The sequence below is a fragment of the Mycobacterium innocens genome, assembly GCF_900566055.1.
Lineage (GTDB): Bacteria > Actinomycetota > Actinomycetes > Mycobacteriales > Mycobacteriaceae > Mycobacterium > Mycobacterium innocens.
The window spans coordinates 25,347-50,497 of the sequence record NZ_UPHQ01000006.1; the positions used below are offsets into that span (position 1 = coordinate 25,347).

Annotated in this window: 24 protein-coding genes and 1 pseudogene; 15 read left to right on the plus strand and 10 right to left on the minus strand. The window is 65.8% G+C overall.

The window, feature by feature from the left end; translation table 11 throughout:
* Positions 1 to 142: 142 nt before the first annotated feature.
* Positions 143 to 1,741, plus strand: a complete 1,599-nt coding sequence (locus EET03_RS00415) for a FadD7 family fatty acid--CoA ligase (protein ID WP_075542181.1) — start codon at positions 143 to 145, stop codon at positions 1,739 to 1,741.
* A gap of 6 nt (positions 1,742 to 1,747) precedes the next feature.
* On the opposite strand, the gene EET03_RS00420 is transcribed toward EET03_RS00415, so the two are convergent.
* From EET03_RS00420 to EET03_RS00430, 3 genes are all read right to left on the minus strand, one after another.
* On the minus strand, positions 1,748 to 2,215 hold the full coding sequence (locus tag EET03_RS00420; RefSeq protein WP_075542048.1) for a DUF2231 domain-containing protein: 468 nt from the start codon (positions 2,213 to 2,215) through the stop codon (positions 1,748 to 1,750).
* 8 nt (positions 2,216 to 2,223) lie between these two features.
* On the minus strand, positions 2,224 to 4,371 hold the full coding sequence (locus tag EET03_RS00425; protein ID WP_075542049.1) for an elongation factor G-like protein EF-G2: 2,148 nt from the start codon (positions 4,369 to 4,371) through the stop codon (positions 2,224 to 2,226).
* A gap of 281 nt (positions 4,372 to 4,652) precedes the next feature.
* Positions 4,653 to 5,060 (minus strand): TIGR03668 family PPOX class F420-dependent oxidoreductase, encoded by a 408-nt coding sequence (locus EET03_RS00430; RefSeq protein WP_063470685.1) that lies wholly within the window; start codon positions 5,058 to 5,060, stop codon positions 4,653 to 4,655.
* An 80-nt stretch (positions 5,061 to 5,140) separates the two neighbouring features.
* Here EET03_RS00430 and EET03_RS00435 point away from each other — a divergent pair, with 80 nt between their 5' ends.
* From EET03_RS00435 to EET03_RS00455, 5 genes are all read left to right on the plus strand, one after another.
* Positions 5,141 to 5,590 (plus strand): nuclear transport factor 2 family protein, encoded by a 450-nt coding sequence (locus EET03_RS00435; protein ID WP_075542050.1) that lies wholly within the window; start codon positions 5,141 to 5,143, stop codon positions 5,588 to 5,590.
* Positions 5,591 to 5,772: 182 nt separating this feature from the next.
* On the plus strand, positions 5,773 to 6,846 hold the full coding sequence (locus EET03_RS00440) for a S1C family serine protease (protein ID WP_063470683.1): 1,074 nt from the start codon (positions 5,773 to 5,775) through the stop codon (positions 6,844 to 6,846).
* A gap of 109 nt (positions 6,847 to 6,955) precedes the next feature.
* Complete coding sequence (gene treS / locus EET03_RS00445; protein WP_075542051.1) at positions 6,956 to 8,752, plus strand: maltose alpha-D-glucosyltransferase; 1,797 nt, start codon at positions 6,956 to 6,958, stop codon at positions 8,750 to 8,752.
* 51 nt (positions 8,753 to 8,803) lie between these two features.
* The gene (locus EET03_RS00450; protein ID WP_099193881.1) at positions 8,804 to 10,162 is read left to right on the plus strand and encodes a maltokinase N-terminal cap-like domain-containing protein; all 1,359 of its coding nucleotides are present in this window, start codon (positions 8,804 to 8,806) and stop codon (positions 10,160 to 10,162) included.
* A gap of 93 nt (positions 10,163 to 10,255) precedes the next feature.
* The gene (locus EET03_RS00455) at positions 10,256 to 10,942 is read left to right on the plus strand and encodes a YoaK family protein (RefSeq protein ID WP_075542053.1); all 687 of its coding nucleotides are present in this window, start codon (positions 10,256 to 10,258) and stop codon (positions 10,940 to 10,942) included.
* 99 nt (positions 10,943 to 11,041) lie between these two features.
* On the opposite strand, the gene ag85C is transcribed toward EET03_RS00455, so the two are convergent.
* Positions 11,042 to 12,037, minus strand: coding sequence for a diacylglycerol acyltransferase/mycolyltransferase Ag85C (gene ag85C, locus EET03_RS00460; RefSeq protein ID WP_099193882.1), 996 nt, complete (start codon positions 12,035 to 12,037; stop codon positions 11,042 to 11,044).
* Between the two features lie 397 nt (positions 12,038 to 12,434).
* On the opposite strand from ag85C, the gene EET03_RS00470 reads away from it, so the two are divergent.
* Both EET03_RS00470 and EET03_RS00475 read left to right on the plus strand, forming a co-directional pair.
* Positions 12,435 to 12,827, plus strand: coding sequence for a cyclic nucleotide-binding domain-containing protein (locus tag EET03_RS00470; protein ID WP_075542055.1), 393 nt, complete (start codon positions 12,435 to 12,437; stop codon positions 12,825 to 12,827).
* Positions 12,828 to 12,934: 107 nt separating this feature from the next.
* Positions 12,935 to 13,390 (plus strand): MaoC family dehydratase, encoded by a 456-nt coding sequence (locus EET03_RS00475; protein ID WP_075542056.1) that lies wholly within the window; start codon positions 12,935 to 12,937, stop codon positions 13,388 to 13,390.
* A gap of 68 nt (positions 13,391 to 13,458) precedes the next feature.
* Here the strand turns inward: EET03_RS00475 and EET03_RS00480 are convergent, their stop codons facing one another.
* The 3 genes from EET03_RS00480 to EET03_RS00490 form a co-directional block, all read right to left on the minus strand.
* Positions 13,459 to 14,754 carry an acyl-CoA dehydrogenase family protein gene (locus tag EET03_RS00480; RefSeq protein WP_208648969.1) on the minus strand — a complete coding sequence of 432 codons (1,296 nt, stop codon included), beginning with the start codon at positions 14,752 to 14,754 and terminating at the stop codon, positions 13,459 to 13,461.
* A gap of 164 nt (positions 14,755 to 14,918) precedes the next feature.
* Positions 14,919 to 15,140 (minus strand): hypothetical protein, encoded by a 222-nt coding sequence (locus EET03_RS00485; RefSeq protein ID WP_075542058.1) that lies wholly within the window; start codon positions 15,138 to 15,140, stop codon positions 14,919 to 14,921.
* 376 nt (positions 15,141 to 15,516) lie between these two features.
* A complete protein-coding gene (locus tag EET03_RS00490; RefSeq protein ID WP_075542059.1) occupies positions 15,517 to 16,614 on the minus strand; it encodes a F420-dependent hydroxymycolic acid dehydrogenase in 1,098 nt (365 codons plus the stop codon).
* Positions 16,615 to 16,806: 192 nt separating this feature from the next.
* On the opposite strand from EET03_RS00490, the gene EET03_RS00495 reads away from it, so the two are divergent.
* The 3 genes and pseudogenes from EET03_RS00495 to EET03_RS00505 all read left to right on the plus strand — a co-directional run.
* On the plus strand, positions 16,807 to 17,412 hold the full coding sequence (locus tag EET03_RS00495) for a GNAT family N-acetyltransferase (RefSeq protein WP_075542060.1): 606 nt from the start codon (positions 16,807 to 16,809) through the stop codon (positions 17,410 to 17,412).
* 70 nt (positions 17,413 to 17,482) lie between these two features.
* On the plus strand, positions 17,483 to 17,824 hold the full coding sequence (locus EET03_RS00500) for a hypothetical protein (protein WP_075542061.1): 342 nt from the start codon (positions 17,483 to 17,485) through the stop codon (positions 17,822 to 17,824).
* Positions 17,825 to 18,006: 182 nt separating this feature from the next.
* Positions 18,007 to 19,433, plus strand: a pseudogene (locus EET03_RS00505) (catalase); the annotation flags it as partial.
* Here EET03_RS00505 and EET03_RS00510 read toward each other — a convergent pair.
* Positions 19,434 to 20,108, minus strand: a complete 675-nt coding sequence (locus EET03_RS00510) for a TetR family transcriptional regulator (RefSeq protein WP_075542062.1) — start codon at positions 20,106 to 20,108, stop codon at positions 19,434 to 19,436.
* 69 nt (positions 20,109 to 20,177) lie between these two features.
* Here EET03_RS00510 and EET03_RS00515 point away from each other — a divergent pair, with 69 nt between their 5' ends.
* The 4 genes from EET03_RS00515 to EET03_RS00530 all read left to right on the plus strand — a co-directional run bounded on the left by EET03_RS00515 (position 20,178) and on the right by EET03_RS00530 (position 24,090).
* Positions 20,178 to 21,260, plus strand: a complete 1,083-nt coding sequence (locus EET03_RS00515; RefSeq protein WP_075542063.1) for a ferredoxin reductase — start codon at positions 20,178 to 20,180, stop codon at positions 21,258 to 21,260.
* A gap of 25 nt (positions 21,261 to 21,285) precedes the next feature.
* On the plus strand, positions 21,286 to 22,392 hold the full coding sequence (locus EET03_RS00520; RefSeq protein ID WP_075542064.1) for a fatty acid desaturase family protein: 1,107 nt from the start codon (positions 21,286 to 21,288) through the stop codon (positions 22,390 to 22,392).
* Positions 22,393 to 22,534: 142 nt separating this feature from the next.
* On the plus strand, positions 22,535 to 23,050 hold the full coding sequence (locus tag EET03_RS00525) for an SRPBCC family protein (protein WP_075542065.1): 516 nt from the start codon (positions 22,535 to 22,537) through the stop codon (positions 23,048 to 23,050).
* Positions 23,050 to 24,090, plus strand: coding sequence for an LLM class flavin-dependent oxidoreductase (locus EET03_RS00530; protein WP_075542066.1), 1,041 nt, complete (start codon positions 23,050 to 23,052; stop codon positions 24,088 to 24,090). Before EET03_RS00525 ends, EET03_RS00530 begins: the two co-directional genes overlap by 1 nt.
* 2 nt (positions 24,091 to 24,092) lie before the next feature.
* On the opposite strand, the gene EET03_RS00535 is transcribed toward EET03_RS00530, so the two are convergent.
* Both EET03_RS00535 and EET03_RS00540 read right to left on the minus strand, forming a co-directional pair.
* Entirely contained in the window at positions 24,093 to 24,350 is a 258-nt protein-coding gene (locus EET03_RS00535) for a hypothetical protein (protein WP_075542182.1), read from the minus strand.
* Positions 24,347 to 25,063: a hypothetical protein gene (locus tag EET03_RS00540; protein WP_075542067.1), complete on the minus strand. Its 717-nt coding sequence runs from the start codon at positions 25,061 to 25,063 to the stop codon at positions 24,347 to 24,349. The genes EET03_RS00535 and EET03_RS00540 overlap by 4 nt, the downstream gene beginning before the upstream one ends.
* Between the last annotated feature and the right edge of the window lie 88 nt (positions 25,064 to 25,151).

Consider the following 25,151-nt stretch of genomic DNA (forward strand, 5'->3'; position numbering starts at 1 on the left):
GCCGCCAGCGGCTTCCGGGGCGCATTCGATAGGTTCCGGCTATCGAGCGGTAGCGGATCGGTATTGGACAAGCAGCGTTGTCGCCGGCAGGGTGGCCATCAGCAGCCGATCCGGCACCGGCAACACCCGAGAGGAGCGTGCGATGTCATCGATCGCCAAGGCGGTGGCGCAACAGTTCGCGGCCGATGGTTCCACCGAATCGTCGAGTCCGCGGATTGCCGATCTGGTGATGGTGGCGGCAACCCCGCGGCCCGAGGCCGTCGCGCTCGTCGTGACCGCGGGCCGCGTCGCGATCAGCTACCGTGACGTGATCCGGTTGGCCGACGACCTGGCCGGGCAGCTGACCAGGGCCGGTCTCTTGCCGGGCGACCGGTTGGCGCTGCGCTCAGGCAGCAACGCCGAATTCGTCGTCGCGCTGTTGGCCGCGTCGCGAGCCGATCTTGTTGTGGTCCCGTTGGATCCGGCGTTGCCCGTCAGCGACCAGCGGGCCCGCGCCGAGGCTTCCGGAGCGCGCGTGGTGCTGGTGGACGGCAACGGCCCCGACAACAGGGAAGATCCGGCGATCCGGTGGTGGCCCATCGAGGTGAACATTGGCCGCGATGACGGCGCCCTGTCGGTCCGCTTGGAGGCTGCCGGGGAACCGAAGCCGGTCACGTCCGCGCCCGAGGGGCTGCGGCCCGACGACGCCATGATCATGTTCACCGGCGGGACGACGGGCCTGCCCAAAATGGTCCCGTGGACCCACGGAAACATCGCCAGTTCGATCCGGGCGATCATCGCCGGGTATCGGCTGGGCCCGCAGGATGCGACGGTCGCGGTGATGCCGCTGTACCACGGTCACGGCTTGATGGCCGCGTTGTTGTCGACCCTGGCGTCCGGGGGAGCGGTGTTGTTGCCGGCGCGCGGGAAGTTCTCGGCGCACACCTTCTGGGACGACATCGACGCCGTGCGGGCCACCTGGTACACGGCGGTGCCGACCATTCACCAGATCCTGTTGGAGCGTGCCAAGACTGAACCGTCCGGCACCAAAGCCGCCCTGCGTTTCATCCGCAGCTGCAGCGCCCCACTCACCCCGGAGACGGCGCGGGCGCTGCACGCAGAGTTCAGCGCGCCGGTGGTGTGTGCCTTCGGGATGACCGAGGCCACCCACCAGGTGGCCACCACAAGCCCCGACGACGAGGAAAACCCCGCAGTGTCAACCGGTCTGGTGGGCAAGTCGACCGGGCCCGAGATCCGGATCGTCGGGTCCGGCGGAGTGCCCGTCGGCCCCGGCGAGGTCGGCGAGGTCTGGCTGCGCGGTCCCACCGTGGTGCGTGGCTACCTCGGCGACCCGAAGATCACCGAAGCCAACTTCACCGACGGTTGGCTGCGCACCGGCGATCTGGGGACATTGTCGCCCGACGGTGACCTGAGCATCCGTGGCCGGATCAAAGAGCTGATCAACCGGGGCGGCGAGAAGATTTCGCCGGAGCGCGTCGAGCACGTGCTGGCCGCCCATCCCAACGTGTTGGAACCGGCCGTCTTCGGCGTTCCGCATCCGCTCTACGGCGAAGCCGTCGCGGCGGTGATCGTGCCACGTCAACCCGCACCGACGCCCGAAGAACTCACCGAGTTCTGCCGGGAACGCTTGGCGGCCTTCGAGATTCCCGCCACCTTCGAGCTGGCGAGCGAGCTGCCGCACACCGCGAAAGGTTCGCTCGATCGCCGCGCCGTGGCCCAACAGTTCGGTGCGCCGGCGTAACCCGGGTCACCGCGACGACGCGACCGAATCCCACGCCGCTCGCGCGCCGGAGTCGCCGACGCGATACGTCTGGACCAGCGTGGCCGCAGCGGCGGCCACCACCAACAGCGTGACCACCAGCTGCACAACGGGTTTCACCGCGCGTCCCCGGGCCCGTCGAAGGTGGACGGCCGCCAGCGCGACCACCGCCGCCGCCAGCGCAGCCGCGAAGTAGGACAGGGTTTGGCCGAGGTTCGCGTGGCTGTCGATCGCCGGCGACTGGCCGAGCTTGCCGGCCAGCCACTCGCCCGAGTCCGCGGTCAACGGGGTCACGACGAGCGTGATGACGGCCAGGGCCAGAGTCAGCCAGACCAGTCGTTGGCGGGCGGCCGGCCACAGTGCGCACATGATCGCCAGGATCGCCGTCAACGGACCCAGCACGACGACCAGATGGTTGAGCAATATGTGGGCCGGCAGTCCGTCAACCGTCGACATGAGGCCGGCTACACGGTTGACTTCACCCGGGCCGCAGCGGATTCCGGCATCGGTTCGTATCGGGCGAACGTGCGGGTGAACGATGCGGCGCCGTGGGCGAGCGAGCGCAAGTCGATGGCATACCGGGTCAACTCGACCTGAGGCACTTCGGCTTTGACTACCGTGCGTTCGTTGGCGGCGGTCTCGGTACCCAGCACGCGGCCGCGGCGCCCGGACAGATCACCCATCACCGCGCCCACGAAATCGTCGGGCACCAACACCGAAATCTCGTCGATCGGCTCCAGCAGGATCACCTTGGTCGCCGCGGCCGCATCCCGCAACGCCAATCCGCCGGCCATCTGGAAGGCGAAGTCGGAGGAGTCGACGCTGTGGGCCTTACCGTCGAGCAGGGTGACCCGCAGGTCCACCACCGGGTAACCGGCGAGCACCCCCTTTTCCATCTGCGCCCGCACGCCCTTCTCCACGCTCGGAATGAATTGGCGTGGCACCGCGCCACCGACCACCTTGTCGACGAACTCGAAACCGGAGCCCTGCGGCAACGGCTCCACCTCGATGTCGCACACCCCGTACTGGCCGTGCCCGCCGGATTGTTTGACGTGACGGCCGTGGCCTTTGGCCTTGCCGGCGAACGTTTCCCGCAGCGGTACCCGCAGCTCCACGGTGTCCACGGTGACGCCGTACCGATTGGCCAGCCCGTCGAGCACCACCCCGGCATGGGCCTCGCCCATGCACCACAGCACGATCTGGTGGGTCTCCTGGTTCTGCTCGATCCGCAGTGTCGGGTCTTCGGCGGCAAGACGGCCCAAGCCGACCGACAACTTGTCCTCGTCGGTCTTGGCGTGCGCCTGAATCGCGATGGGTAACAGCGGTTCCGGCATCGCCCAGGGTTTCAGCACCAGAGGCTCGGACTTGTCCGACAGGGTGTCGCCGGTTTCCGCGCGGCTCAGCCGGCCGATAGCGCAGATGTCGCCGGCCACCGCCGCGGTCGCGGGGCGTTGCTGCTTTCCGAGTGGGAACGACAGCGGTCCGATGCGTTCGTCTTCGTCGTGGTCGGGGTGGGTGTTCGCCGACCCGTTCTGGTCGCCGAAAAAGGACGAGAAATGGCCCGACACATGAACCGTGGCGTCGGGTTTGATGGTTCCGGAGAACACCCGCACCAGGCTGACCCGGCCGACGTAGGGGTCGGACGTCGTCTTCACCACCTCGGCGAGCAATGGCGCGTTCACGTCGCAGGCCAACCCGGCGTGTGCGGCGCCCTGCGGGGTGAACACCTCCGGTAGCGGGTGCTCCATCGGAGACGGGAAGCCTCGGGTGGCAACCTCCAGCAGTTCCAGGGTGCCGACGCCGGTGCCGCTGCACACCGGGATCACCGGGAAGAACGAGCCCCGGGCAACGGCCTTCTCCAGATCCTGGATCAGGATGGATTCGTCGATATCCTCGCCGCCGAGGTAGCGCTCCATCAACGACTCGTCCTCGGACTCCTCGATGATCCCTTCGATCAGGCTGCCGCGGGCCTCCTCGATCCGATCGGCGTCCGACGGGTCCGGGGGTCGCGCGGTGCGCTTGCCGCCGGAGTACTCGTAGTGAGTTTGTGACAGCAATCCGATCAGGCCGTCACCGGCGGGAAGGTACAGCGGTAAGACTTTGTCGCCGAACGCGTCCTGGGCGGCGGCCAGTGCCTCGGGATAGTTCGCCCGGGCGTGATCCAGCTTGGTGATCACCACTGCGCGCGGCATGCCGACCTGGCTGCATTCCTGCCAGAGCGACTTGGTGGGCTCGTCGACGCCTTCGTTTGCCGCGATCACGAACAGCGCGCAGTCCGCCGCTCGCAACCCGGCGCGCAGCTCCCCCACGAAATCGGCGTATCCAGGGGTGTCGACGAGGTTCACCTTGATGCCGTCGTGCGACAGCGAGGCCACCGCGAGCCCGACGGAGCGCTGCTGGCGGATCTCCGCGTCGTCGTAGTCGCAGACGGTGGTGCCGTCGGTGACCGATCCCGGCCGGGACAGCACTCCGGCCGCGACCAGCAGGGCCTCGACGAGGGTGGTCTTGCCGCCGCCTGATGGCCCCACCAGAACCACGTTGCGAACAGCGTCCGGGCCGTCCGCGGTGGGTGCGGCTCCCGCCCCCTGGGAGGCACTCGCTCTGTCGGCCATGACTTTCCTCCAGTTCTTCCGGGTATCAGGAATCCAAGCCCGCCCACTCCCGTAAGCGGTGTGTTCCAGCCCACAGGACGCAGTAGCAACTTTTCCCCCAACCGCCGCCCAGCACAAGGCCCGGCCGATGCGGTGCGACGGAGGTGCCGCGTCGGCCCAGGGGTCGGCCGATGCCGCTACCCGCCGACGACCACCTCCTCGCGAAAGGCGCTAGCGCTTCTCAAAGTCACGCCATGTCTCCCTGGCACCGGTGTGACCGGTGGGGCTGGTGGGCTGTCGGGTCAGCCGTGCCAGCTGGACCAACGTCGCACCGACACGGTGACGACCGGACCGTTCAACGGAATCGACTGGTACTGAGGGTATTTCGTGCGCAGCAGCCGGTATGCGGTGTGCATGGCCGCGCCGTCGTGATGGATCGCGGCGACTCCGTCGGCCCGGACCCACCACAACTGCGTCCAGTCGTCGTCGTAATGATCGACGAGCAGGCTGACGTGCGGCGTGCTCTCGATATTGGTGAGGCGCTGCAGCCGCTGGGTGGTTTTCGGCTTCGCGTCGACGGCGGTGACGATGAGGTCTCGGTCCACCGCGAAAACCACCGGCACCAGGTGTGGCGTGCCCGCGGGCGTGATCGTGGCCAGCCGCGCTACCGGGGATTGCGTGAAGGCGGCCTTCGGGTCGAATTCGCCCACCGGCTCAGCCTAAAGGCCGGGCTGCCGCGCGGCTCGGGCCGATCGCCGCGGAAACTCCTTCGCCGGGCTACCGTTACCCCATGCCGGCGGAGACGCAGATCGCCAATCTCCTCTACCGCTATGCGGAGTGCATCGACGCCGGCGAATTGGACGAGGCGGCCGCGCTGTTCGAGCACGCTCGCATCCGGATCGACGCTGCCGGCCACGACACCATCGATGCGGCAGGGCTGCTGAGGATCTGGAAGTCGCTGATCGTCTTGTATCCCGACGGGACACCCCGAACCAAGCATGTGGTCGCCAATCCGATCATCGAGATCGACGGGCACGCCAAAACCGCGCAATGCCGCAGTTACTACACGGTGCTGCAGCAGACCGAGGACTTTCCCCTGCAGGCCATTGTTGCGGGCCGCTATCACGACCGCTTCGAATGCGTCGAGGGCACCTGGCGTTTTTCCTACCGCGACCTGACTCTCATCGACATGGTCGGTGATATCAGTCACCATCTGAGGTATGGCATTACGCAGGCCTAAGATAGGCCTAGCACAGGTATAGGCAATATCTGCAATTTTAGCCGCCCGAAGTCTTGAGACCTGCCGAGGTGGGTATTTGGACTACGGTAGATGTAGACAAAGTAGATGTAGACAAAGTTGTGCTGCCCGGACCTTAAGGCTGGGATAATTCAGCTTCTTCCCCCGACGCAGGAGGTTACGGGATGAGCAACTATCGCCACCGCCCGGTGAGGTGGTCATGGCTGGTCGCCATATTGGCCGTGCTCGGATTGGGTCTGGCCGCACCGCCGGCGCCCGCATCGGCGGCGCCGTCCACATTCGCACTGGACCGGTTCGCTGATTACCCGTCGGTGCCGCTCGACCCGTCGGTGTTGGTCGGCCAGGTAGGGCCGCAGATCGTCAATATCAACACCAAGCTGGGCTACAACAACGCGGTAGGAGCCGGCACCGGCATCGTCATCGATCCCAACGGTGTCGTGCTGACCAACAACCACGTGATTTCGGGCGCCACCGACATCAGCGCGTTTGACGTCGGTAACGGCCAAACCTACGGCGTCGACGTGGTCGGCTACGACCGCACCCAGGACATCGCGGTGCTGCAGCTGCGGGGTGCGGGCGGTTTGCCCGCCGTCGCGATCGGTGGCGGGGTGTCGATCGGCGAGCCGATCGTCGCGCTGGGCAACACCGGCGGGCAGGGCGGAACGCCGCGCGCGGTGCCCGGGCGGGTGGTCGCCCTCAACCAGACCGTCCAGGCCTCGGACGCGCTCACCGGTGCCGAAGAAACGCTCAACGGGCTGATCCAGGTCGACGCCGCGATCCGACCCGGCGACTCGGGCGGGCCGATCGTCAACAACCAGGGGCAGGTTGTCGGCATCAACACGGCCGCCTCCGACAACTTCCAACTGTCCCAGGGCGGGCAGGGCTTTGCCATTCCGATCGGCCAGGCGATGGCGATCGCCAACCAGATCCGCTCCGGAGGCGGGTCGCCCACGGTGCACATCGGACCGACCGCCTTCCTCGGCCTGGGCGTCGTCGACAACAACGGCAACGGCGCCAGGGTGCAGCGAGTGGTGGGGACCGCGCCCGCCGCGTCGATCGGGATCTCCAATGGCGACGTGGTCACCGCGGTCGACGGCATCGCGATCAGTTCGGCTACCGCCCTGTCTGATGTGCTCAATGGGCATCATCCCGGCGACGTCGTCTCGATCAGCTGGCTGTCCAAATCAGGGGTCGCCCGCACCGAGAACGTGACGCTGGCGGAAGGGCCGCCGGCCTGAGCTACGCAGGGATGATCACTGCCGGACGGCGAATTCGGTTGGCGCCGGCAGTGTTTGCCCGCATGGTTCCCGAAGTTCCACCTCGGGTACCCGTGGCATCGTGGAGTTGATGAACGACGCGAGAGAAGCCTCCCGGCACGATCCTGCGCACCATCCCGCCGAGGGCAGCCATGTCGAAGGAGGTGTGGTCGAGCACCCCGATGCCAAGGATTTCGGCAATGCCGCCGCGCTTCCCGCCGACCCGACCTGGTTCAAGCACGCCGTCTTCTACGAGGTACTGGTCCGGGCTTTCTACGATTCCAGTGCTGACGGCTCGGGTGATCTGCGTGGACTCCTGGACCGGCTGGACTACCTGCAGTGGCTCGGCATCGACTGCATCTGGCTGCCCCCGTTCTATGACTCACCGCTGCGTGACGGCGGCTACGACATCCGCGACTTCTACAAGGTGCTGCCCGACTTCGGCACCGTCGACGACTTTGTCGCCCTGGTCGATGCCGCCCACCGCCGCGGAATCCGGGTAATCACCGACCTGGTGATGAACCACACCTCGGAATCCCACCCGTGGTTCCAGGAATCCCGCCGCGACCCCGACGGACCGTACGGCGACTACTACGTGTGGAGCGACACCAGCCAGAAGTACACCGACGCCCGGATCATCTTCGTCGACACCGAAGAGTCGAACTGGACGTTCGACCCGGTCCGCCGCCAGTTCTACTGGCACCGATTCTTCTCCCACCAGCCGGACCTCAATTACGACAATCCGGCCGTTCAAGAGGCGATGATCGACGTCATGCGCTTCTGGCTAGGCCTGGGCATCGACGGGTTCCGGCTGGACGCGGTCCCCTACCTTTTCGAACGCGAGGGCACCAACTGCGAAAACCTGCCCGAGACACACGCCTTCCTCAAGCGCGTCCGCAAGGTGGTGGACGACGAATTTCCCGGCCGGGTGCTGCTGGCCGAGGCCAACCAGTGGCCGGCCGACGTCGTCGAGTACTTCGGCGACGCCACCACCGGCGGCGACGAATGCCACATGGCCTTTCACTTCCCGCTGATGCCGCGCATCTTCATGGCCGTCCGCCGCGAGTCGCGGTTCCCGATTTCAGAGATCCTGGCGCAGACGCCGCCGATACCCGATATGGCGCAATGGGGCATCTTCCTGCGCAACCATGATGAGTTGACGCTGGAAATGGTCACCGACGAAGAGCGCGACTACATGTACGCCGAGTACGCCAAAGACCCGCGGATGAAGGCGAACGTCGGCATCCGCCGCCGGCTGGCGCCGCTGCTGGATAACGACCGCAACCAGATCCAGTTGTTCAACGCGCTGCTGCTCTCGTTGCCGGGCTCGCCGGTGCTGTACTACGGCGACGAAATCGGCATGGGGGACGTGATCTGGCTGGGGGACCGCGACGGCGTGCGGACCCCGATGCAGTGGACACCGGACCGTAACGCCGGATTCTCCACAGCCAACCCCGGCCGGCTCTACCTGCCGCCGAGCCAGGATCCGGTTTACGGCTACCAGGCGGTCAATGTCGAGGCGCAGCGCGACACCTCGACATCACTGCTGAACTGGACCCGGACCATGCTTGCGGTGCGGCGGCGCCACCAGGCGTTCGCCGTCGGGTCCTTCCAGGAACTGGGCGGGTCCAACCCGTCGGTCCTGGCTTTCGTCCGGGAAACGCCGGGCAGTGACGGACGAGACGGTGATGTGGTGCTTTGCGTGAACAACCTCTCGCGGTTCCCGCAGCCCATCGAACTGAACCTGCAGCAATGGAACAACTACACACCGATCGAGCTCACCGGGCAGGTGGAATTTCCCCGTATCGGCCACCTGCCCTACCTGCTGACCCTGCCGGGCCACGGCTTCTACTGGTTCCAGTTGTCCAGAACCGAGGAGAATGCATGATCCGCGCCGGCGACGATGCGAAGCGAAGCGAAGCGAAGAGGAGCGGCGCACATGAGCCTGCCAGCCAAGCTGCCCTGGTCTGAGTGGCTGCCACAGCAACGGTGGTACGCCGGACGCAACCGCCAGCTGTCCCGCGCCGAGGTCGGCGTGGTCGTCCCGCTGAAGGACGATCTCGACCTGGTGCTCGTCGACGCCGACTACGCCGACGGTTCGGCGGAGCGCTACCAGGTGATCGTCGGTTGGGACGCCGCACCGGTGTCCGAGTACAGCACCGTGGCAACGATCGGCGCCGCGGAAGACCGGACGGGCTTCGACGCCCTCTACGACACCGATGCGCCGCCGTTCCTGCTGTCGTTGATCGACTCGTCAGCCGTCCGCGTTGCTTCCGGGGTGGAAGTGACATTCGCCAAAGAACCAGACATCGAATTGCCGTTGAACGCGGCGCCGCACGTCTTTGACGCCGAGCAGAGCAACACGAGCGTCATCTTCGATCGGCGCGCGATCTTCAAGGTGTTTCGGCGGGTCTCCAGTGGCATCAACCCCGATATCGAATTGAACCGGGTACTCGGCCGCGCCGGTAACCCGCACGTAGCACGGTTGCTGGGGACCTACGAGATGGCCGGGCCGGACGCCGGCAGTTCGTCGGCCGGTGAGCAGGCGTGTCCGCTGGGCATGGTGACCGAATTCGCCTCCAACGCCGCCGAGGGCTGGGCGATGGCCACCGCCAGCGTCCGAGATCTGTTCGCCGAGGGCGACTTGTATGCCCACGAAGTCGGCGGAGACTTCGCCGGCGAGTCTCACCGGCTCGGCGAGGCGGTTGCGTCGGTGCACGCCACCCTGGCCGATTGCCTGGGAACGGCCCAGGCGCCATTCCCGGTGGACACCGTGCTGGCGCGGCTGTCGTCGACCGTGGCGGCGGTTCGGGAGCTGGAGGGGTACGCGGCGACGATCGAAGAGCGAATCCAGAAGCTCGCCGGCGAGACCATCACCGTCCAGCGGATCCACGGCGACCTGCACCTGGGACAGGTGTTGCGGACCCCGGAGAGCTGGCTGTTGATCGATTTCGAAGGTGAACCCGGTCAGCCGCTCGATGAGCGGCGAGCACCTGATTCGCCGCTGCGCGACGTGGCGGGTGTCTTGCGCTCCTTCGAGTACGCCGCCTACGGGCCGTTGGTGGACCAGGCCACCGACAAGCAGTTGGCGGCCCGCGCCCGGGAATGGGTGGAGCGCAATCGCAGCGCGTTCTGCGAGGGCTACGCGGCCGCATCCGGGACCGACCCCCGGGATTCGGCGCAACTGTTGGCCGCCTACGAACTGGACAAGGCGGTCTACGAGGTGGGCTACGAGGCGCGGCATCGGCCCGGATGGCTGCCGATTCCGTTGCGGTCGATCGCCCGGCTGACCGCCTGAGCCGGCTTTTCCGCGGTTGCCCGGTGTGGGTCTGTGAGCTGGGGTGACCGGCTGATATCTGCGGACCCCGAGAGTCTCTGGAAGCATGCTCGTGTGCAGAAAGAGATTTATGACAGCGAAGCGAGGTTGTCCTGGGTGCTGGCAGGGCTGGCCGGAGTGTTGGGGGCGACGGCGTTCACCCACTCCGCCGGTTACTTCGTGACTTTCATGACCGGCAATGCGCAGCGAGCTGTACTGGGAGCATTCCGCGACGATGTGTGGTTGTCGATAACCGCGTCGTTGTTGATCGTGTGCTTTGTCGCCGGTGTGGTGGTTGCCTCGATATGCCGGCGCCATTTCTGGATCGATCATCCGCACGGCCCCACCGTGCTGACCACCTTCAGTCTGGTGGCGGCCACCGCACTTGACATTCTCCTCGGTGGATGGGAACAGACCCTGCTCGATTTCGTCCCGATTCTTTTCGTGGTGTTTGGGATCGGCGCATTGAACACATCCTTCGTCAAGGATGGCGAGGTGTCGGTGCCGTTGAGTTACGTGACGGGCACCCTGGTCAAGATGGGTCAGGGCATCGAACGTCACCTGGCCGGCGGGAAGGTGGAGGACTGGCTCGGCTACTTCTTGCTGTACGCCAGCTTCAGCCTGGGCGCCGCGGCCGGAGGCGTTATCAGCTTGCTGGTCAGCGGATCCCAGATGCTGGCGGTGGCGACGATCGTCTGTGCGGTCACCACGGGCTACACGTACTTCCACTCCGACCGGCGTGCGTTGTTGCAGGAGTCCTGACCCGGGTCAGCCGGTGAGCACCCGGTGAGTACAAGAACATCGGCAGCAGCGCTGGCCGTGTGCGCTGCTGCCGATGCTGGCTTGTGTCTCAGCCGGCTCTCACGTGGCAGGGGCTGTGGGCCCGTTGAGCACCTGCAGCATGTCCGGCTTCATGGCGACCAGTTGCTGATTCCAGTAGGGCCATGAATGCGTTCCGTTCGTCGGGAAGTTGAACACGCCGTTGCGGCCGCCCGAGGCCAGGTAGGTGTCCCGGAAGGTTTGGTTGGTGCGCAGCGTCAGGCCTTCGAGGAACTTGGCCGGCATGTTGTCGCCACCGAGGTCGCTGGGGGTGCCGTTGCCGCAGTACACCCAGACTCGAGTGTTGTTGGCTACCAGTCGTGGAATTTGAATCATCGGGTCATTGCGCTTCCACGCCGGGTCGGTGGACGGGCCCCACATGCTGTTGGCGTTGTAACCGCCGGAGTCGTTCATGGCCAGCCCGATCAGCGTCGGCCACCAGCCTTCGGACGGGTTGAGGAATCCCGACAACGACGCCGCGTACGGGAATTGCTGCGGGTAGTACGCGGCCATGATCAGCGCCGAACCGCCCGACATCGAAAGGCCCACCGCCGCATTGCTGACCGGTGAAACGCCCTTGTTGGCCTGCAGCCAGGCGGGCATTTCACTGGTGAGGAAGGTCTCCCACTTGTAGGTGTAATTCTGACCGTTGCCCTGCGAAGGCTGGTACCAGTCGCTGTAGAAACTGGACTGGCCGCCGACGGGCATGACCACCGACAGGCCGGATTGGTAGAACTCCTCGAACGCGGGGGTGTTGATGTCCCAACCGCTGTAGTCGTCCTGTGCGCGAAGACCATCCAACAGGTAGACGGAATGCGCTCCACCGCCTTGGAATTGGACCTTGATGTTGCGGCCCATCGCCGGCGACGGGATCTGCAGATACTCGACTGGAAGGCCCGGCCTGGAGAACGCGGCGGCGGGCACCGAGCCGCCGACGGCGCCGACCACACCGGATAACAGGGCGGCCCCCACTGCCGCGATACCCAGCCGGCGGGGCATGGTTTTCGCTGCGCCACGCAGCTTTTCAACGAACTTCATGGCTTGTAACCCATCCCAACTCTCGTCTGCCGCAGGTCGCGGTCGAACCTGTCTCGGGCGAGTGAAACACAGCGGGGCGCCGCGACGGGTCTGTCGCCGCCGAAGCAGGACATCGCGGTTGGCTAACGATTAGGCGTCGGCCCGGAATCGGCTCGTCCAGTTAACGATTGGCTGTCAACTCGATTGAGCGTCGCGTCGTGTCCGACGGGACCGCGCACCGGCGGCCGATGAGCCATCTCTTGAGGTCATGCGAAATGACCCTGTTTGTGGTGTGAACAAGACGGGGTTCCTTGCCGAGCACAATGCCGCAGTGGCGCCATTCGATTCCGTAACCCTGACCGCGCACTGCTAGATCCCACTGTTTCATGGCACCGATGCGCTGTTCCAGCATCAGGTCGTGCTGTCACTGCGCACGCAAACGTATCCGCCGGGTGTGCCGGTCGTGACCGAGGGAGAGACCGGCAACGAAATCTTCTTCGTCGTCGATGGCGCGGTCGAGTCGAGCAACAATAGGCAAAGCCTGTGGACCATGGGGAAAGGCACCTTTTTCGGCGGCCGAAGTTTGATCGTCGAGGAACCCCGTCTCGTGACCGTGCGGACAATAGCCGAGTGCCGGCTCGCGGTGCTCGAGAAAGCGACCTTCCTGCGTATTCTTCGGGATCAGCCTCAGGTCAACCGGCGGGTCGCCGCTCAAATCGAGGCGCTTACCAGATTCGGTCTGGCCTCGGCCGGCCGAGTTCCGTCGCGGCGACTTTACAGCGGGTCGACAGTCGCCACCGCAGCGCCGTGACCGGTGGCTTCCTCGGCTGGGGTGGGTGATCTGGGGTACTCGGTGCGTCCGGCAATCGGCAGCAGCCGGACCCGATCTATGCTTACCCCCGACCAGAGGAGACATTCATGCGCACCTTCGAGTCCGTTGCCGACCTGGCCGCCGCCGCGGGTGAGACCATCGGGCAGAGCGACTGGGTGACCATCACTCAAGAAGACGTCAATCTGTTTGCCGATGCTACGGGGGATCACCAATGGATCCACGTGGATCCGGAACGAGCGGCCAAGGGCCCGTTCGGCACGACCATTGTCCACGGCTTCATGACGCTGTCACTTCTGCCGCGGCTGCAGCATGACATGTACACGGTCAAAGGGATCAAGTTGGCAATCAATTACGGACTCAACAAGGTTCGCTTTCCCGCGCCGGTGCCTGTCGGCTCCAGGGTACGGGCGCAGAGTTCGTTGGTCGGCGTCGAAGACCTCGGTAACGGCGCCGTACAGGCCACGGTGTCGACCACGATCGAGATAGCGGGTTCGCCCAAGCCCGGATGCGTGGCCGAAAGCGTCGTTCGCTACATCTCCTGAGCGCTGTCGCGCGAGACATAAACCAGGGCCGGGCTTTTCAGCGTGGCGTGTTCGTGCACATGTCGCCGTCAGAATTCGGCCACCGCGTGCTCGAGCCGCTCGGCCAGCCGGGCCTCGGCGGCCGCCCGGCGGGTCGGGATGTGCTGCGATGGGAAAGGTGTTGTCACCGGCTCGTATTCCCGCAAGGTCCGCCGCGCCACCGTCATCTTGTGCAGCTCTGTGGCGCCATCGGCGATACCCAGTGATTCGGCGCCGACCATCATCTTGACGAACGGCATCTCGTCGGAGACCCCCAGCGCGCCATGCAGGTGCATGGCGCGCTGCGCCACATCATGCAGCACCTGGGGCATCGCGACTTTCACCGCCGCGATGTCGCGGCGCACCTTCTGGTAGTCGTGGTGTTTGTCGATCAGCCACGCCGTTCGCAGCACCAGCAGCCGGAACTGTTCGATCTGGATCCAGCTGTCGGCGATTTTCTCTTGGGTCATCTGGAAGTCGGCCAATCGCCCATGTCTGGTCTTGCGTGATACCGCACGCTCGCACATCATGTCGAAGGCCCTGCGCGCCAACGCAATTGTTCGCATCGCGTGGTGGATCCGGCCACCGCCGAGACGGGTTTGCGCGATCATGAACGCCTGGCCTTCCCCGCCCAGCACATGATCTGCCGGCACCCGCACGTCGTTGTAGCGGACGTAGCCGTGGCTGGCATGCCTGGAAGACTCGGAGCCCACGCCGACATTGCGCACGATCTCGATGCCGGGTGTCTCGCCAGGAACGATGAACAGCGACATCTTCTCGTGGGTATGGGCCTCGGGGTTGGTGACAGCCATGACGATCAAGAACGACGCGTGCTTGGCGTTGGTGGAAAACCACTTCTCGCCGTTGATGATCCAGCTGTCCCCGTCGCGGGTCGCGGTCGTGACGAACAGGCCGGGATCCGAGCCGCCCTGTGGTTCGGTCATCGAATAGCACGACGTGATCTCGCCGTCCAGCAGCGGCTGCAGGTAGCGCGCCTTCTGTTCCTCGGTGCCGAAGAGTGCGAGGATCTCGGCGTTGCCGGAGTCCGGCGCCTGGCAGCCGAACACCGACGGCGCCCACCGCGAGCGCCCGAGGATCTCGTTGAGCAGCGCCAGCTTGACCTGGCCGAAGCCTTGGCCGCCGAGTTCCGGCCGCAGGTGTGCGGCCCACAGCCCCTGCTCCTTCACCTGCTGCTGCAACGGCCGCAGGACCGCCATCGTCTCGGGATTCTTTTTGTCATACGGGTCCAGTGCGACCAGATCCAGCGGTTCGACCTCGTCGGCCATGAAGTTCTCGACCCAGTCGAGTTTCGCCTGGTATTCCGGCTCTGTTTCGAAATCCCACACCGTCGCCAACCGTTCCCCGGCGCAGCGTCGCACCGGCATCGTTGATGGAGCTACCCCATCGTAAGGGCGGTGGTGGGTCTGGCAAGGACGCAACATCCGCGGACCCGGATCGCGGCCACAGTTTTCGTGTCACGACCCGGACCGGGCGAGAATCACTCAAACAATCAGAGTCTTTGTGCGAGCAGCTGTTTGGCCAGTTGGGCGCCCTTGCGGCTGTCGGCCTGCGCCTTGCGGAACAAGTCAGCCGTCTCCCGGTCGCCGTCACGCTCGGCGTCTTCGATGTAGGTCTCCAGCCGCAGCGCGTTGTCCAGGCACTGTTCGGTGTACCAGATCAGGTTGTAAGTCTTGTCGCGGGTGCCGGTCACATGACCTGTTTCGGTGCTCACCGGTGGTCCTCCCTCCGTCGGTATCAGTTGCGACACCCATTGAGCTACCCACCCGCGCCATGTTCAAACGGCTCTGCCAGAGACGATTTCGGTTGGCGGATAGGCACTTCGGCTTAGACCCGCTAATTAAAGCCGCGGGTATTCGGGCGTGGGCCTCGGATCGGCCGAGGGGAGCTGGCAGAGGCCGGCGCCCGCAGCGGGTGGAAGTCACATCTGCCACCGGAATCTCTGAGGAAGGCGCTGCTGGTTGTGCCCGCCTGGGAGCGACAAGCCAAGGCCCGCAAGAGAATTGTCGCGGATATGCGGGCACGAGAGAGCACTCGGATCTTGGGGGGTGGTGTGCACCCGTCCAAAATTGCGGCTCAAGGCCGATTCGCTAGCGCAGCTTGGGCAAGACGTTGGTGCCGTAGAACTCGATGGCGAAGGTGGGGTCGTCCTGCGGAAAGTGCAGAAACGGTATGGCACCGGCATCGATCACCGCCTGAACCGCACCGATATGGGTCGACGGGTCGGTGCCCACGGCCCAGTTGGCGAGCACCTTTTCGATCGGGTTCAACTCGGCGGCACGCTGGATCTCCACCGGGTTGGGCTGATCGACGGCCCCGGCGGTAAATCGCCACAGGCCGGCGGCCCGGGTGGCCGCGGTGTGGTCACCGACGACAGCGAACAGCTCGGCACGCTTGCCGAGATTCGCGGGGTCGCGCCCGGCGGCTTGTGCGCCCGCGGCGAACGCGGCGAGCAGCCGCGGATTCTTGAGGTCGCCGGCCTGGGTAATCCAGCCGTCCCCGTGCCGGCCGGCCAGCTCCGCGCTTTCGGGACCGCTGGCGGCCACGAAGATCGGCGGTGGCGTGGCGGGCAGGTCGTAGAGTTTTACAGCGCTCGTCTGAAAATAACCTCCGCCAAACGAAATTCGCTCACCGCTCCACAGCTGGCGGATCAGCCTGATGGCCTCGACCAGCCGGTCGTGGCGCTCCCGGTAGGAACCGAACGTGTTGGTGGCGGCCTGTTCGTTGAGTCGCTCACCGGTACCGAGACCCAAGAACACCCTTCCCGGACTCAGCATTGCCAACGAGGCGAAAGCCTGGGCCACCGTGGCCGGATGGTAGCGGTAAGTAGGGCAGGTCACCCCGCTGCCGAACGAGATACGAGTGGTGCTTTGACCCACTAACGCCAAGGTCAGCCAGGGAAACATCGAGTGACCCTGATTGTCCTGCCACGGCTGAAGGTGGTCACTGGCCCACACGTACCCAAACCCGGCACTTTCGGCGGCCCGGGCTTGCGCCACCAGCTGATCGGTGCGGAATTGTTCGTGCGATAACACGACTCCAATGCCGCTGGCCGGCGACGGCGTAGGGCCGGTCGACTCGCCGGTCGACTCGCCGCGGGTGCCGCACCCGGCGGATATCGCGCCGGTCCCCAGCACGCCGGTCCCGGCGGCCAGTCGTGCGAACGTCCGTCGCGAGATTCCGCTCATCGGCTCCGACTACCCCTCAAGCGACCTGTCACACCATCGAGCTTGCCTCACGGTGGCCGGGCTGCGACAGTCGTCGGCGCACCGGGCGCGGCTGCGCACGGAGCTGTGCCGAAGCGACTGACCAGCATGGCCGATCGGGCACGCAGAAGGTGGATTGGCTGATCCGTCGGCGCTACCCACTAGTTTGGGCTGGTGACCCCCCAGGCGCGCCCAGCGCACAAGGCCGACATCCGCAACCTGTCCCGCACCTTGGCTCGCGCCTTCTACGGCGACCCGGTGATGACGTGGTTGCTTCCCCACGACAAGTCCCGGCTCGCGCACCTGAATCGGGTGTTCGCGACGATGACCCGCCACCACCATCTGGTCCGCGGCGGCGTCGAGGTGGCGTGCGAGGACGCCGGCGTCGGCGCGGCAGCCCTGTGGGATCCGCCGAATCAATGGCGGGAGACACGCCGGGCGGAGCTGGCCATGACCCCGGCGTTCCTGCGGGTGTTCGGCTTTCGCGGAGCGACCGCACGCGCGGTCCAGGAGGCGATGAAGGGCGAGCATCCCGAAGAACCGCACTGGTACTTGGCCGTCATCGGCAGCGACCCGGGCGTGCGCGGGCGGGGTTATGGGCAGGCCTTGATGCGGTCCCGGCTGGACCGCTGCGACGCCGAGTACTGCCCGGCCTATCTCGAATCCTCGAAACCCGAGAACATCCCGTATTACCAACGTTTCGGATTCACCGTCACCGGCGAGATCATGCTGCCGCACGGCGGGCCGCCGATTTGGCCGATGTGGCGCGAACCGCGCTGAGCATCCCGGCCGGCCCGAGCCGGCTCGGCGGGCCGGTTTAGCGGGTGAACGCTGCGGGCAACCGTTGCCAATGGCTACCGGTGAGCTGAGCGATCCCGCGGACTTCCCCGAGGAAGGCGGTCCCGGCGATACGCTCAACCCGAACGAATCCACCGACTCCGACGAGCTCCGCAACGACGACGGCGACATCGTGGTGGACCCACCCGAGCACTGGAGCGAGGCCGACCGGTTCGGCATGACGGCGCGCGAGGAGCGCGAAGGGCAATCCCTCGACGACCGACTCGCCGCCGAAGAACCGGACAGGCTGGACGGCTCGTGGGAAGAGGACGGCCCCGGGCGCGCCCATCGAGGCCAAATCGACGGTACGCCCGAGGATGGCGACTCGTTGTTCGAGGTCGTCAATGACGAGTGACGATTCCGCGGCAGTGCGGGCCCGTCGTTTGCCACGGCCCCGGCCGGGTACCCAAGTCGGGAATTCCTGACGCTGGAGGACGAATGGCAGCCAACGACCCCAACCCGAAGCAGCGACAGCTCGACGACTGCCGGGTGGACGGGAGCAGCGGATACCTGACCACTCAGCAGGGCGTGCGAGTCGACCACACCGACGACGCGCTCACCGTGGGGGAACGTGGGCCCACCCTGCTCGAGGATTTCCATGCCCGGGAAAAGATCACTCACTTCGACCACGAGCGGATCCCCGAACGGGTGGTGCATGCCCGCGGCGCCGGAGCGTACGGATACTTCGAGCCCTACGACGACTGGCTTGCCGACTACACCGTGGCGCAGTTCCTCACCACACCCGGTAAGCAGACCCCGGTCTTCGTCAGGTTCTCCACGGTGGCGGGGTCACGCGGATCGGCGGACACGGTGCGCGATGTCCGCGGATTCGCCACCAAGTTCTATACCGATCAAGGCAACTACGACCTGGTCGGCAACAACTTCCCGGTGTTCTTCATCCAGGACGGCATCAAGTTCCCGGATTTTGTGCACGCCGTCAAGCCCGAACCGCACAACGAAATTCCGCAGGCGCAGTCGGCGCACGACACGCTATGGGACTTCGTGTCGCTACAGCCGGAGACGCTGCACACGATCATGTTCCGCAGGGCAGGTCCAGCTACTACAAGAACAGCCTGGGTGGCGGCTGTCCGGCGCTGGCTGACGACAACGTATTCCGCCACTACACCCAGAAGGTCGACGGTCACAAGATCCGCCAGCGGGCCGAAAGCTTCCAGGATCACTACAGCCAGGCCCGGATGTTCTGGAAGAGCATGTCTGCCGTCGAGGCCAAACACATTGTCGCCGCGTACGCCTTCGAGCTCGGCAAGGTGGAGAAACCGGAGATTCGTTCGCGCGTAGTGGATCAGCTGAACCTCGTCGACCACGACCTGGCGGTGCGGGTCGCCGGAAAACTAGGGTTGACCGCGCCCGAGGAACAGCCGCTCTCGGACAATGGGGGCGCGAACATGTCCCCCTCCCCAGCGCTTTCGCAACTGAACACCGTCACCGACAGCATCGAGACCCGCAAAATCGCCGTGCTGGCCGCCGACGGCGTCGACGTGGTGGGAACCCAACGCTTCATCGACGCGATCCGGAAACGCGGCGCTGTCGCAGAAGTGCTGGCGCCCAATGCCGGTGGCACGCTGGCCGGCGGATCCGGCGGCGAACTCCCAGTTGACCGGGCGATCACCACGATGTCGTCGGTCCTCTACGACGCGGTCGTGGTGCCGTGCGGACCCGACGCCATCAAGACCCTGTCCGCGGACGGCTACACGGTGCATTTCGTGACGGAGACCTACAAGCACCTCAAGGCGGTGGGGGCCTTCGGTGCGGGCGTCAAGTTGCTGCCCAAGGCCGGGATAACCGAGAAAACCGCCGAGAGCACCGACGCCTTCGTCGCCAACGGGGTGGTCACGACCAAGGCGGCGGCCGACGACCTGTCCGACGACTTCGTCGAAGCATTCACCAAAGTCCTTGCCAAACACCGCGTTTGGGAGCGCCAGACCGACTCGGTGCCCGCCTGATCAGGGCTTGCTCTGCCAGCCGGCGACACCGATCGCGATCATCCGCAGCTGCTTGACGGCGATTCGATGAATCTCCTGCAGCGCTTCGGCGCTCTGGGCGTCCTCGATCGCTTCGGCGATCACGATCATCGCGTTGACGAACAGTGTCGCCAGGACGTTGAGGTCCTCGGTGCTCCATTCGTTGAGCCCCGGGAAGCGGGCCAGGTCGGTGGCCAGCTCGGAGGTGATCAGCCGGATCTCGGTGCGGATGGCGTAGCGCAGCACCGATATTCCGGTGGAGCGCTCCCTGACGATGAAACGCCAGTGTTCGCGTTTGTCGGCGACGCTGCCCACCAAGATCTCCACGGACGACTCGATCACCCGGTTCGGGTCCAGCTTGCCGGCGCGCGCCCCGCGCAACGTGTCGCGCAGGGTGCGAAACGACTCGTCGATCAGGACCAGCCCCAGGGCCTCCATCGACTCGAAGTGCCGGTAGAACGCCGCCGGCACGATCCCGGCCTCCCTGGTCACCTCGCGCAGGCTCAGGCCGCTGAAGCTGCGGTCCTGCAGCAGCTTCAGCGCGGCGGCGACGATGGCGCGACGGGTGGCTTCTTTGCGCTCCTCCCGCGACACGGTGGCGCGGGCCCGGCCTTGGCCGGACCGGTGTGAGCGTGAGCTAGGAGTACGGTCGTTCACTGTGTGAACCCTACCACAGACCTGGGGAAACACTTGACGAACAGCCAAATCCCAGCGCATCGTGTACATATGTTCACTCAACCTTTTAGCCAAGCCGTGGCGAAGCGAGTCCTGGGTTCCGACCTGGTCGACCTGCTCACCGGTCCCCACGGTGTCGACCGCTACACCGAGTTGGTGGCGCCGACGTGGACCCTGGGTGAGGCCCGCGCCAAGGTCATCGAGGTGCGGCGCGACACGCCGCGCAGCATCACCCTCACCCTCGCTCCCAACGACACCTTCACCTCCACTAACACCGTCAAGGCCGGTCAGTACGTCAACCTCAGCGTCGACATCGACGGTCGCCGGCACACCCGCTGCTATTCACCGGCCAATGCCGAAGGCAGCCCGACCCTCGAGTTGACGATCGGCCACCACGACGGCGGGCTGGTCTCGACCTACCTGTACGAGCGTGCCCGCCGCGGCATGGTGGTCGGCCTGGCCGGGGTCGGCGGCGACTTCGTGTTACCGGCGAAGCGGCCGCGCCGCGTGCTGCTCGTCTCCGGCGGCAGTGGCATCACCCCCGTCTTGGCGATGCTGCGCACGCTGGTCGCCGAAGGCCATCCGGGCGAGATCGCCTTTGTGCACTACGCGCGCACGCCTGCGGAGGCGTGCTATCGCGAGGAGTTGGCCGCCCACAAAGATCTGCCGGGCGTGCGGGTGCTGCACGGCTACACTCGCTCCGGCGCCGGTGATCTGGTGGGCCGCTTCGGCGCGGACCACCTGGCCATGGCCATGCCGTCGCCGGATGCGGTGTTCGTCTGCGGCCCAACGCCGTTGGTCGAAGCGGTGCGCGAGCACTGTGACAACGTCGTCACCGAGAGCTTCGTGCCTGCGGTGTTCGAGGCGCCGGCGAACCCCTCGGGCGGCCGAGTGTCGTTCGCCGACAGCGGTATCGACGTCGTCGACGACGGCCGCTCGCTGCTCGAGCAGGCGGAGTCGGCCGGCCTGACGCCCGAGAACGGCTGCCGGATGGGCATCTGCCACACCTGCACCCGGCGCAAGACCTCGGGCACGGTGCGCAACCTGGTCACCGGGGCTGTTTCCACGGGTCCCGACGAGGACGTGCAGATCTGTGTCTCGGTTCCCGTCGGCGACGTCGGCCTCGCGCTGTAACCAACAACATCTCAAGGAGTTCTCAATGACACCCAACACGATCACCCTCACCCCCGAACAGGCCGACGCATTCGGCCGCGAACTCGACGCCATCAAGGAACGCGTCATCGCGGATCTCGGCGAAGAAGACGCCGACTACATCCGCCGGGTCATCAAGGCGCAGCGCGCCCTGGAAGTCGGCGGACGAGTACTTTTGTACCTGCCTCCGGCGTGGCTGCTGGGAACCGCGATGCTCGGGGTGTCAAAGATCCTCGACAACATGGAGATCGGCCACAACGTCATGCACGGCCAGTACGACTGGATGCGTGACCCGGCCATCTCGGGGCGTTCCTTCGAGTGGGACACGGCCTGCCCGGCCGATCAATGGCGGCATTCGCACAACTACCTGCACCACACCCACACCAACATCGTGGGAATGGACCGCGACATCGGCTACGGCATCCTGCGGATGAGCGAAGACCAGCCCTGGGAGCCCTACTTCCTCGGCAACCCGGTCTACGCATTCCTGTTGATGGTGCTGTTCCAGTACGGCGTCGCACTGCACGAGCTGGAATCCGAGCGCATCCGGGCCGGTGAGATCCGGCTGGCCGACAAGCGTGACGTCTTGCGGGCGATCTGGAAGAAGACACGCCGGCAGACCCTCAAGGACTACGTCGCCTTCCCGCTGCTGGCCGGGCCGTTCGCGCCGTTCGTCTTCACGGGCAACCTCACGGCCAACCTGATGCGCAACGTGTGGTCGTACATGATCATCTTCTGCGGCCACTTCCCCGACGGCACTCAGGAGTTCACCGCCGAGGAAACCAAGAACGAGTCCCGTGGTCAGTGGTACTTCCGCCAGGTCCTCGGTTCGGCAAATCTCACCGGCGGCAGGCTGTTTCATCTGTTGTCCGGCAACTTGTCGCACCAGATCGAGCACCATCTGTTCCCCGACATGCCGGCCCGGCGGTACGCCGAGATCGCCCCGGAGGTGCGGGAGATCTGTGAGCGCTACGGCATCCCCTACAACAGCGGCCCGCTGCCCAAGCAGTTCGCCACCGTGGTGCGCAAGATCGTGAAGCTGAGCTTCCCGGGGTCCTGGCCGGCGCGGCGCAAGGCCACCGCGCAGGAAGCGGTCGCGCTGTCAGTGGCATGACGCCGCCGAGCCTGCGGTGACGCCGTCGAGCCTGCGCACAGCGCGTGCTTGCCCGCGAGCAGGTAGCGCTGGGCGCAGTTTCGATGCGAAACAAGGTTGTAAGCGCGGGGCCACAACAGCCCAACTGGAGGACAATGGGCCCGTGGAGTGGACCGGCGCGCGCTATGCAGACAAGCCAACCGTGGAAGCCTCGACGTGGATCGACGCCGATCCCGAGCGCGTCTGGAGCCTGGTCTGTGACGTCGAGCTGATGCCGACCCTCAGCAACGAGTTGCAAGCAGTGCAATGGGTCGACGGGGCCACCGGGCCCCGGATCGGCGCCCGGTTCGTCGGCCACAACCAGCACGACGCATTCGGTGAATGGAGCACCACGTCACAAATTGTCTGCTGTGATGAGCCGCATGAATTCGCGTGGGCCGTAGGCGAACCCGACAACCCCTCGGCCACCTGGCGGTTCCGCCTGACACCCCGGGACGGAGGCACCCTGCTGACCTACTGGACGCAGATGGGACCGGGCCGCTCGGGGTTATCGCGTGCCATCGACGCGATGCCCGACAAGGAACAGAAGATCGTCTTCGTGCGGTTGCGGGAGTTCGAGACCGCGATCGACAAGACGCTGGCCGCGATCAAGAGGTTGGCCGAACACGGGGTCCGTTGATGCGCACCGCCACGACGGTCGAACTGTCCAGCGCCGGCCGAGGCGCCGTGGAGTTCGTCGTCGAGGCGGAAAAGCTGGGGCTGGATGTCTGCTGGGTCGCCGAGGCATGGGGTGCGGATGGGCCGTCGGCGTTGGGATACCTCGCCGCGCGCACCGACCGGATGCTGCTGGGCTCGGGTGTACTGCAACTCGGCATTCGATCGCCCGTTGCGGTGGCCCAGACCGCGATCACGCTGTCCAACCTGTCGTGCGGGCGGTTCCTGCTCGGCCTGGGCGCCTCGGGTCCGCAGGTGATCGAGGGTCTGCACGGGGTGTCGTTCGCCCGGCCGCTGGCGCGGATGCGCGAAACCGTCGACATCGTGCGGCAAGCCCTGGCGGGCGGCAAAATCTCCTACTCCGGCAACGAGTTTCAGATTCCGCGCCTCGGTGGCGAGGCGGTGCCGATGCGATTGTCGACGCGCCCGGAGCACGCCATCCCGATCTATTTGGCCGCGTTGTCGCCGGCGATGTTGCGGTTGACGGGACAGATCGCCGACGGCTGGCTGGGCACCAGTTTTGTGCCGGAAGGCGCCGCCGGCGGCTACTTCGCGGATCTGGATAGCGGCCTGGCAGCCGCCGGTCGCTCCCGGGCCGACATCGACATCTGTCAGGGCGCCGAGGTCGCGTTCGCCACCGACGACGACCAGCTGCGCGGCATGGTTGCCGGTCGCAAGAAGGAGCTGGCGTTCAGCCTGGGCGGCATGGGGTCGGCCAGCACCAACTACTACAACCGGGCCTACAGCCGGCAAGGCTGGGCTGACGTCGCCGCCGCGGTGCGCGAGCACTGGCAGCGCGGCGACCGCGACGGCGCGGTCGCGTCGATCACCGACGAGATGGTGCTGGCCACCACGCTGATCGGGACCGAGGACATGGTCCGGTCCCGCCTTGCGGTGTGGCGCGACACCGGTGTGAACACGGTGCGGCTCTATCCCGCGGGCGACACGCTCGATGCCAAGCTTTCGACGCTCGGCCGGGCCATCGAGCTGGTCCGGGAGCTTTAGTTCTAGTGCTGCTTCGTGCGTGACCGTGTCCGTTGGGCTCGCCGATGATTGAAGATCACCATCGAGCCGAACAGCGCCAACATGCACGCCGAAACGATGACCATGTCGGTGTTACCGATGACCACCAGTACCGCGACGAGCGCTACCGCGGTAGCAGCGGCCACGAGGTAGGACGCCACACGATACTGGGGGTGCCAGGCGGCCCACAACGCCAACCCAAACGCGCCAGACAGGATCGCCCCAACCAGTGCGTCCATCACTTGGTCCCGGTCAGGCATTTGAGCAGATTCTCGCCCGCTACGGCCGTGCCGACACCGCCCGCCACAGCGACGGCGACGCCCGCCCCGGTCTCTGCGGTCAGCCCGCCGATGCCGGTGACTACCAAACCGCTGGCAAACTGGCTAGTCCGGTCGATCCAGTCGCTGGTGCTGCAATGGGTGCGGGCGTAGTCGATGTCTTTCACATGCGCCTGCAGATCCGCAACCTGGCCGCGCAACCACGCGGTCCTGGGGTCGTTTTCGGGAAGCGACTGCACGAACCGTTGCACATTGTCCACAAGACCCTGGCCGGTCAAATTAGCTGGATCACCACCGAGGATCATCTGCTGCAGCTTAGGGCTCAGGCCAGTGCCCGGCCGCGGTGGCCCATCAGGGGTGTCCCACGGGGCAAAGGGGGGCGGAGATTCGGGGTCACTATTTTGATTGAAGTCGACCAACTGGATTCCGTTACCGCTATGAGCCGGTGCGAAGCTGACGTTGCCCAAGCCTGCCGTGGCGGTGGTCAGCGCACCGGCAACCCTAAGATCTGCGCCCTCAAGTTGTTCGGCGCGCGAGCGGATATCACCAGCAAATGCTTCTGCTTGCGCTTGGCGGGCGGCCTTCTCTGCGGGTGTGCTGCTAGTACGAGTATCCGTGACCGATAAGTCCTCTCCGACGTTGAAACTCGCATTTTGGGCGTCCTCGACGGCATACATCACCCGACGCTGCGCCGCGCTAATATCGCTGGCACCGTTACGTGCAATCCCAGCCGCCTGACGTAACTGGTCGGCCTTTGCTACTTAC

Bases quoted from the DNA above. Each gene is read 5' to 3' on its own strand.
- EET03_RS00415 (WP_075542181.1), top strand. From the start codon at position 143: ATGTCATCGATCGCCAAGGCGGTGGCGCAACAGTTCGCGGCCGATGGT.
- EET03_RS00420 (WP_075542048.1), bottom strand. From the start codon at position 2,215: ATGTCGACGGTTGACGGACTGCCGGCCCACATATTGCTCAACCATCTG.
- EET03_RS00425 (WP_075542049.1), bottom strand. From the start codon at position 4,371: ATGGCCGACAGAGCGAGTGCCTCCCAGGGGGCGGGAGCCGCACCCACC.
- EET03_RS00435 (WP_075542050.1), top strand. From the start codon at position 5,141: ATGCCGGCGGAGACGCAGATCGCCAATCTCCTCTACCGCTATGCGGAG.
- EET03_RS00440 (WP_063470683.1), top strand. From the start codon at position 5,773: ATGAGCAACTATCGCCACCGCCCGGTGAGGTGGTCATGGCTGGTCGCC.
- treS (WP_075542051.1), top strand. From the start codon at position 6,956: ATGAACGACGCGAGAGAAGCCTCCCGGCACGATCCTGCGCACCATCCC.
- EET03_RS00450 (WP_099193881.1), top strand. From the start codon at position 8,804: ATGAGCCTGCCAGCCAAGCTGCCCTGGTCTGAGTGGCTGCCACAGCAA.
- ag85C (WP_099193882.1), bottom strand. From the start codon at position 12,037: ATGAAGTTCGTTGAAAAGCTGCGTGGCGCAGCGAAAACCATGCCCCGC.
- EET03_RS00475 (WP_075542056.1), top strand. From the start codon at position 12,935: ATGCGCACCTTCGAGTCCGTTGCCGACCTGGCCGCCGCCGCGGGTGAG.
- EET03_RS00490 (WP_075542059.1), bottom strand. From the start codon at position 16,614: ATGAGCGGAATCTCGCGACGGACGTTCGCACGACTGGCCGCCGGGACC.
- EET03_RS00500 (WP_075542061.1), top strand. From the start codon at position 17,483: ATGGCTACCGGTGAGCTGAGCGATCCCGCGGACTTCCCCGAGGAAGGC.
- EET03_RS00515 (WP_075542063.1), top strand. From the start codon at position 20,178: ATGTTCACTCAACCTTTTAGCCAAGCCGTGGCGAAGCGAGTCCTGGGT.
- EET03_RS00520 (WP_075542064.1), top strand. From the start codon at position 21,286: ATGACACCCAACACGATCACCCTCACCCCCGAACAGGCCGACGCATTC.
- EET03_RS00530 (WP_075542066.1), top strand. From the start codon at position 23,050: ATGCGCACCGCCACGACGGTCGAACTGTCCAGCGCCGGCCGAGGCGCC.
- EET03_RS00540 (WP_075542067.1), bottom strand. From the start codon at position 25,063: ATGTATGCCGTCGAGGACGCCCAAAATGCGAGTTTCAACGTCGGAGAG.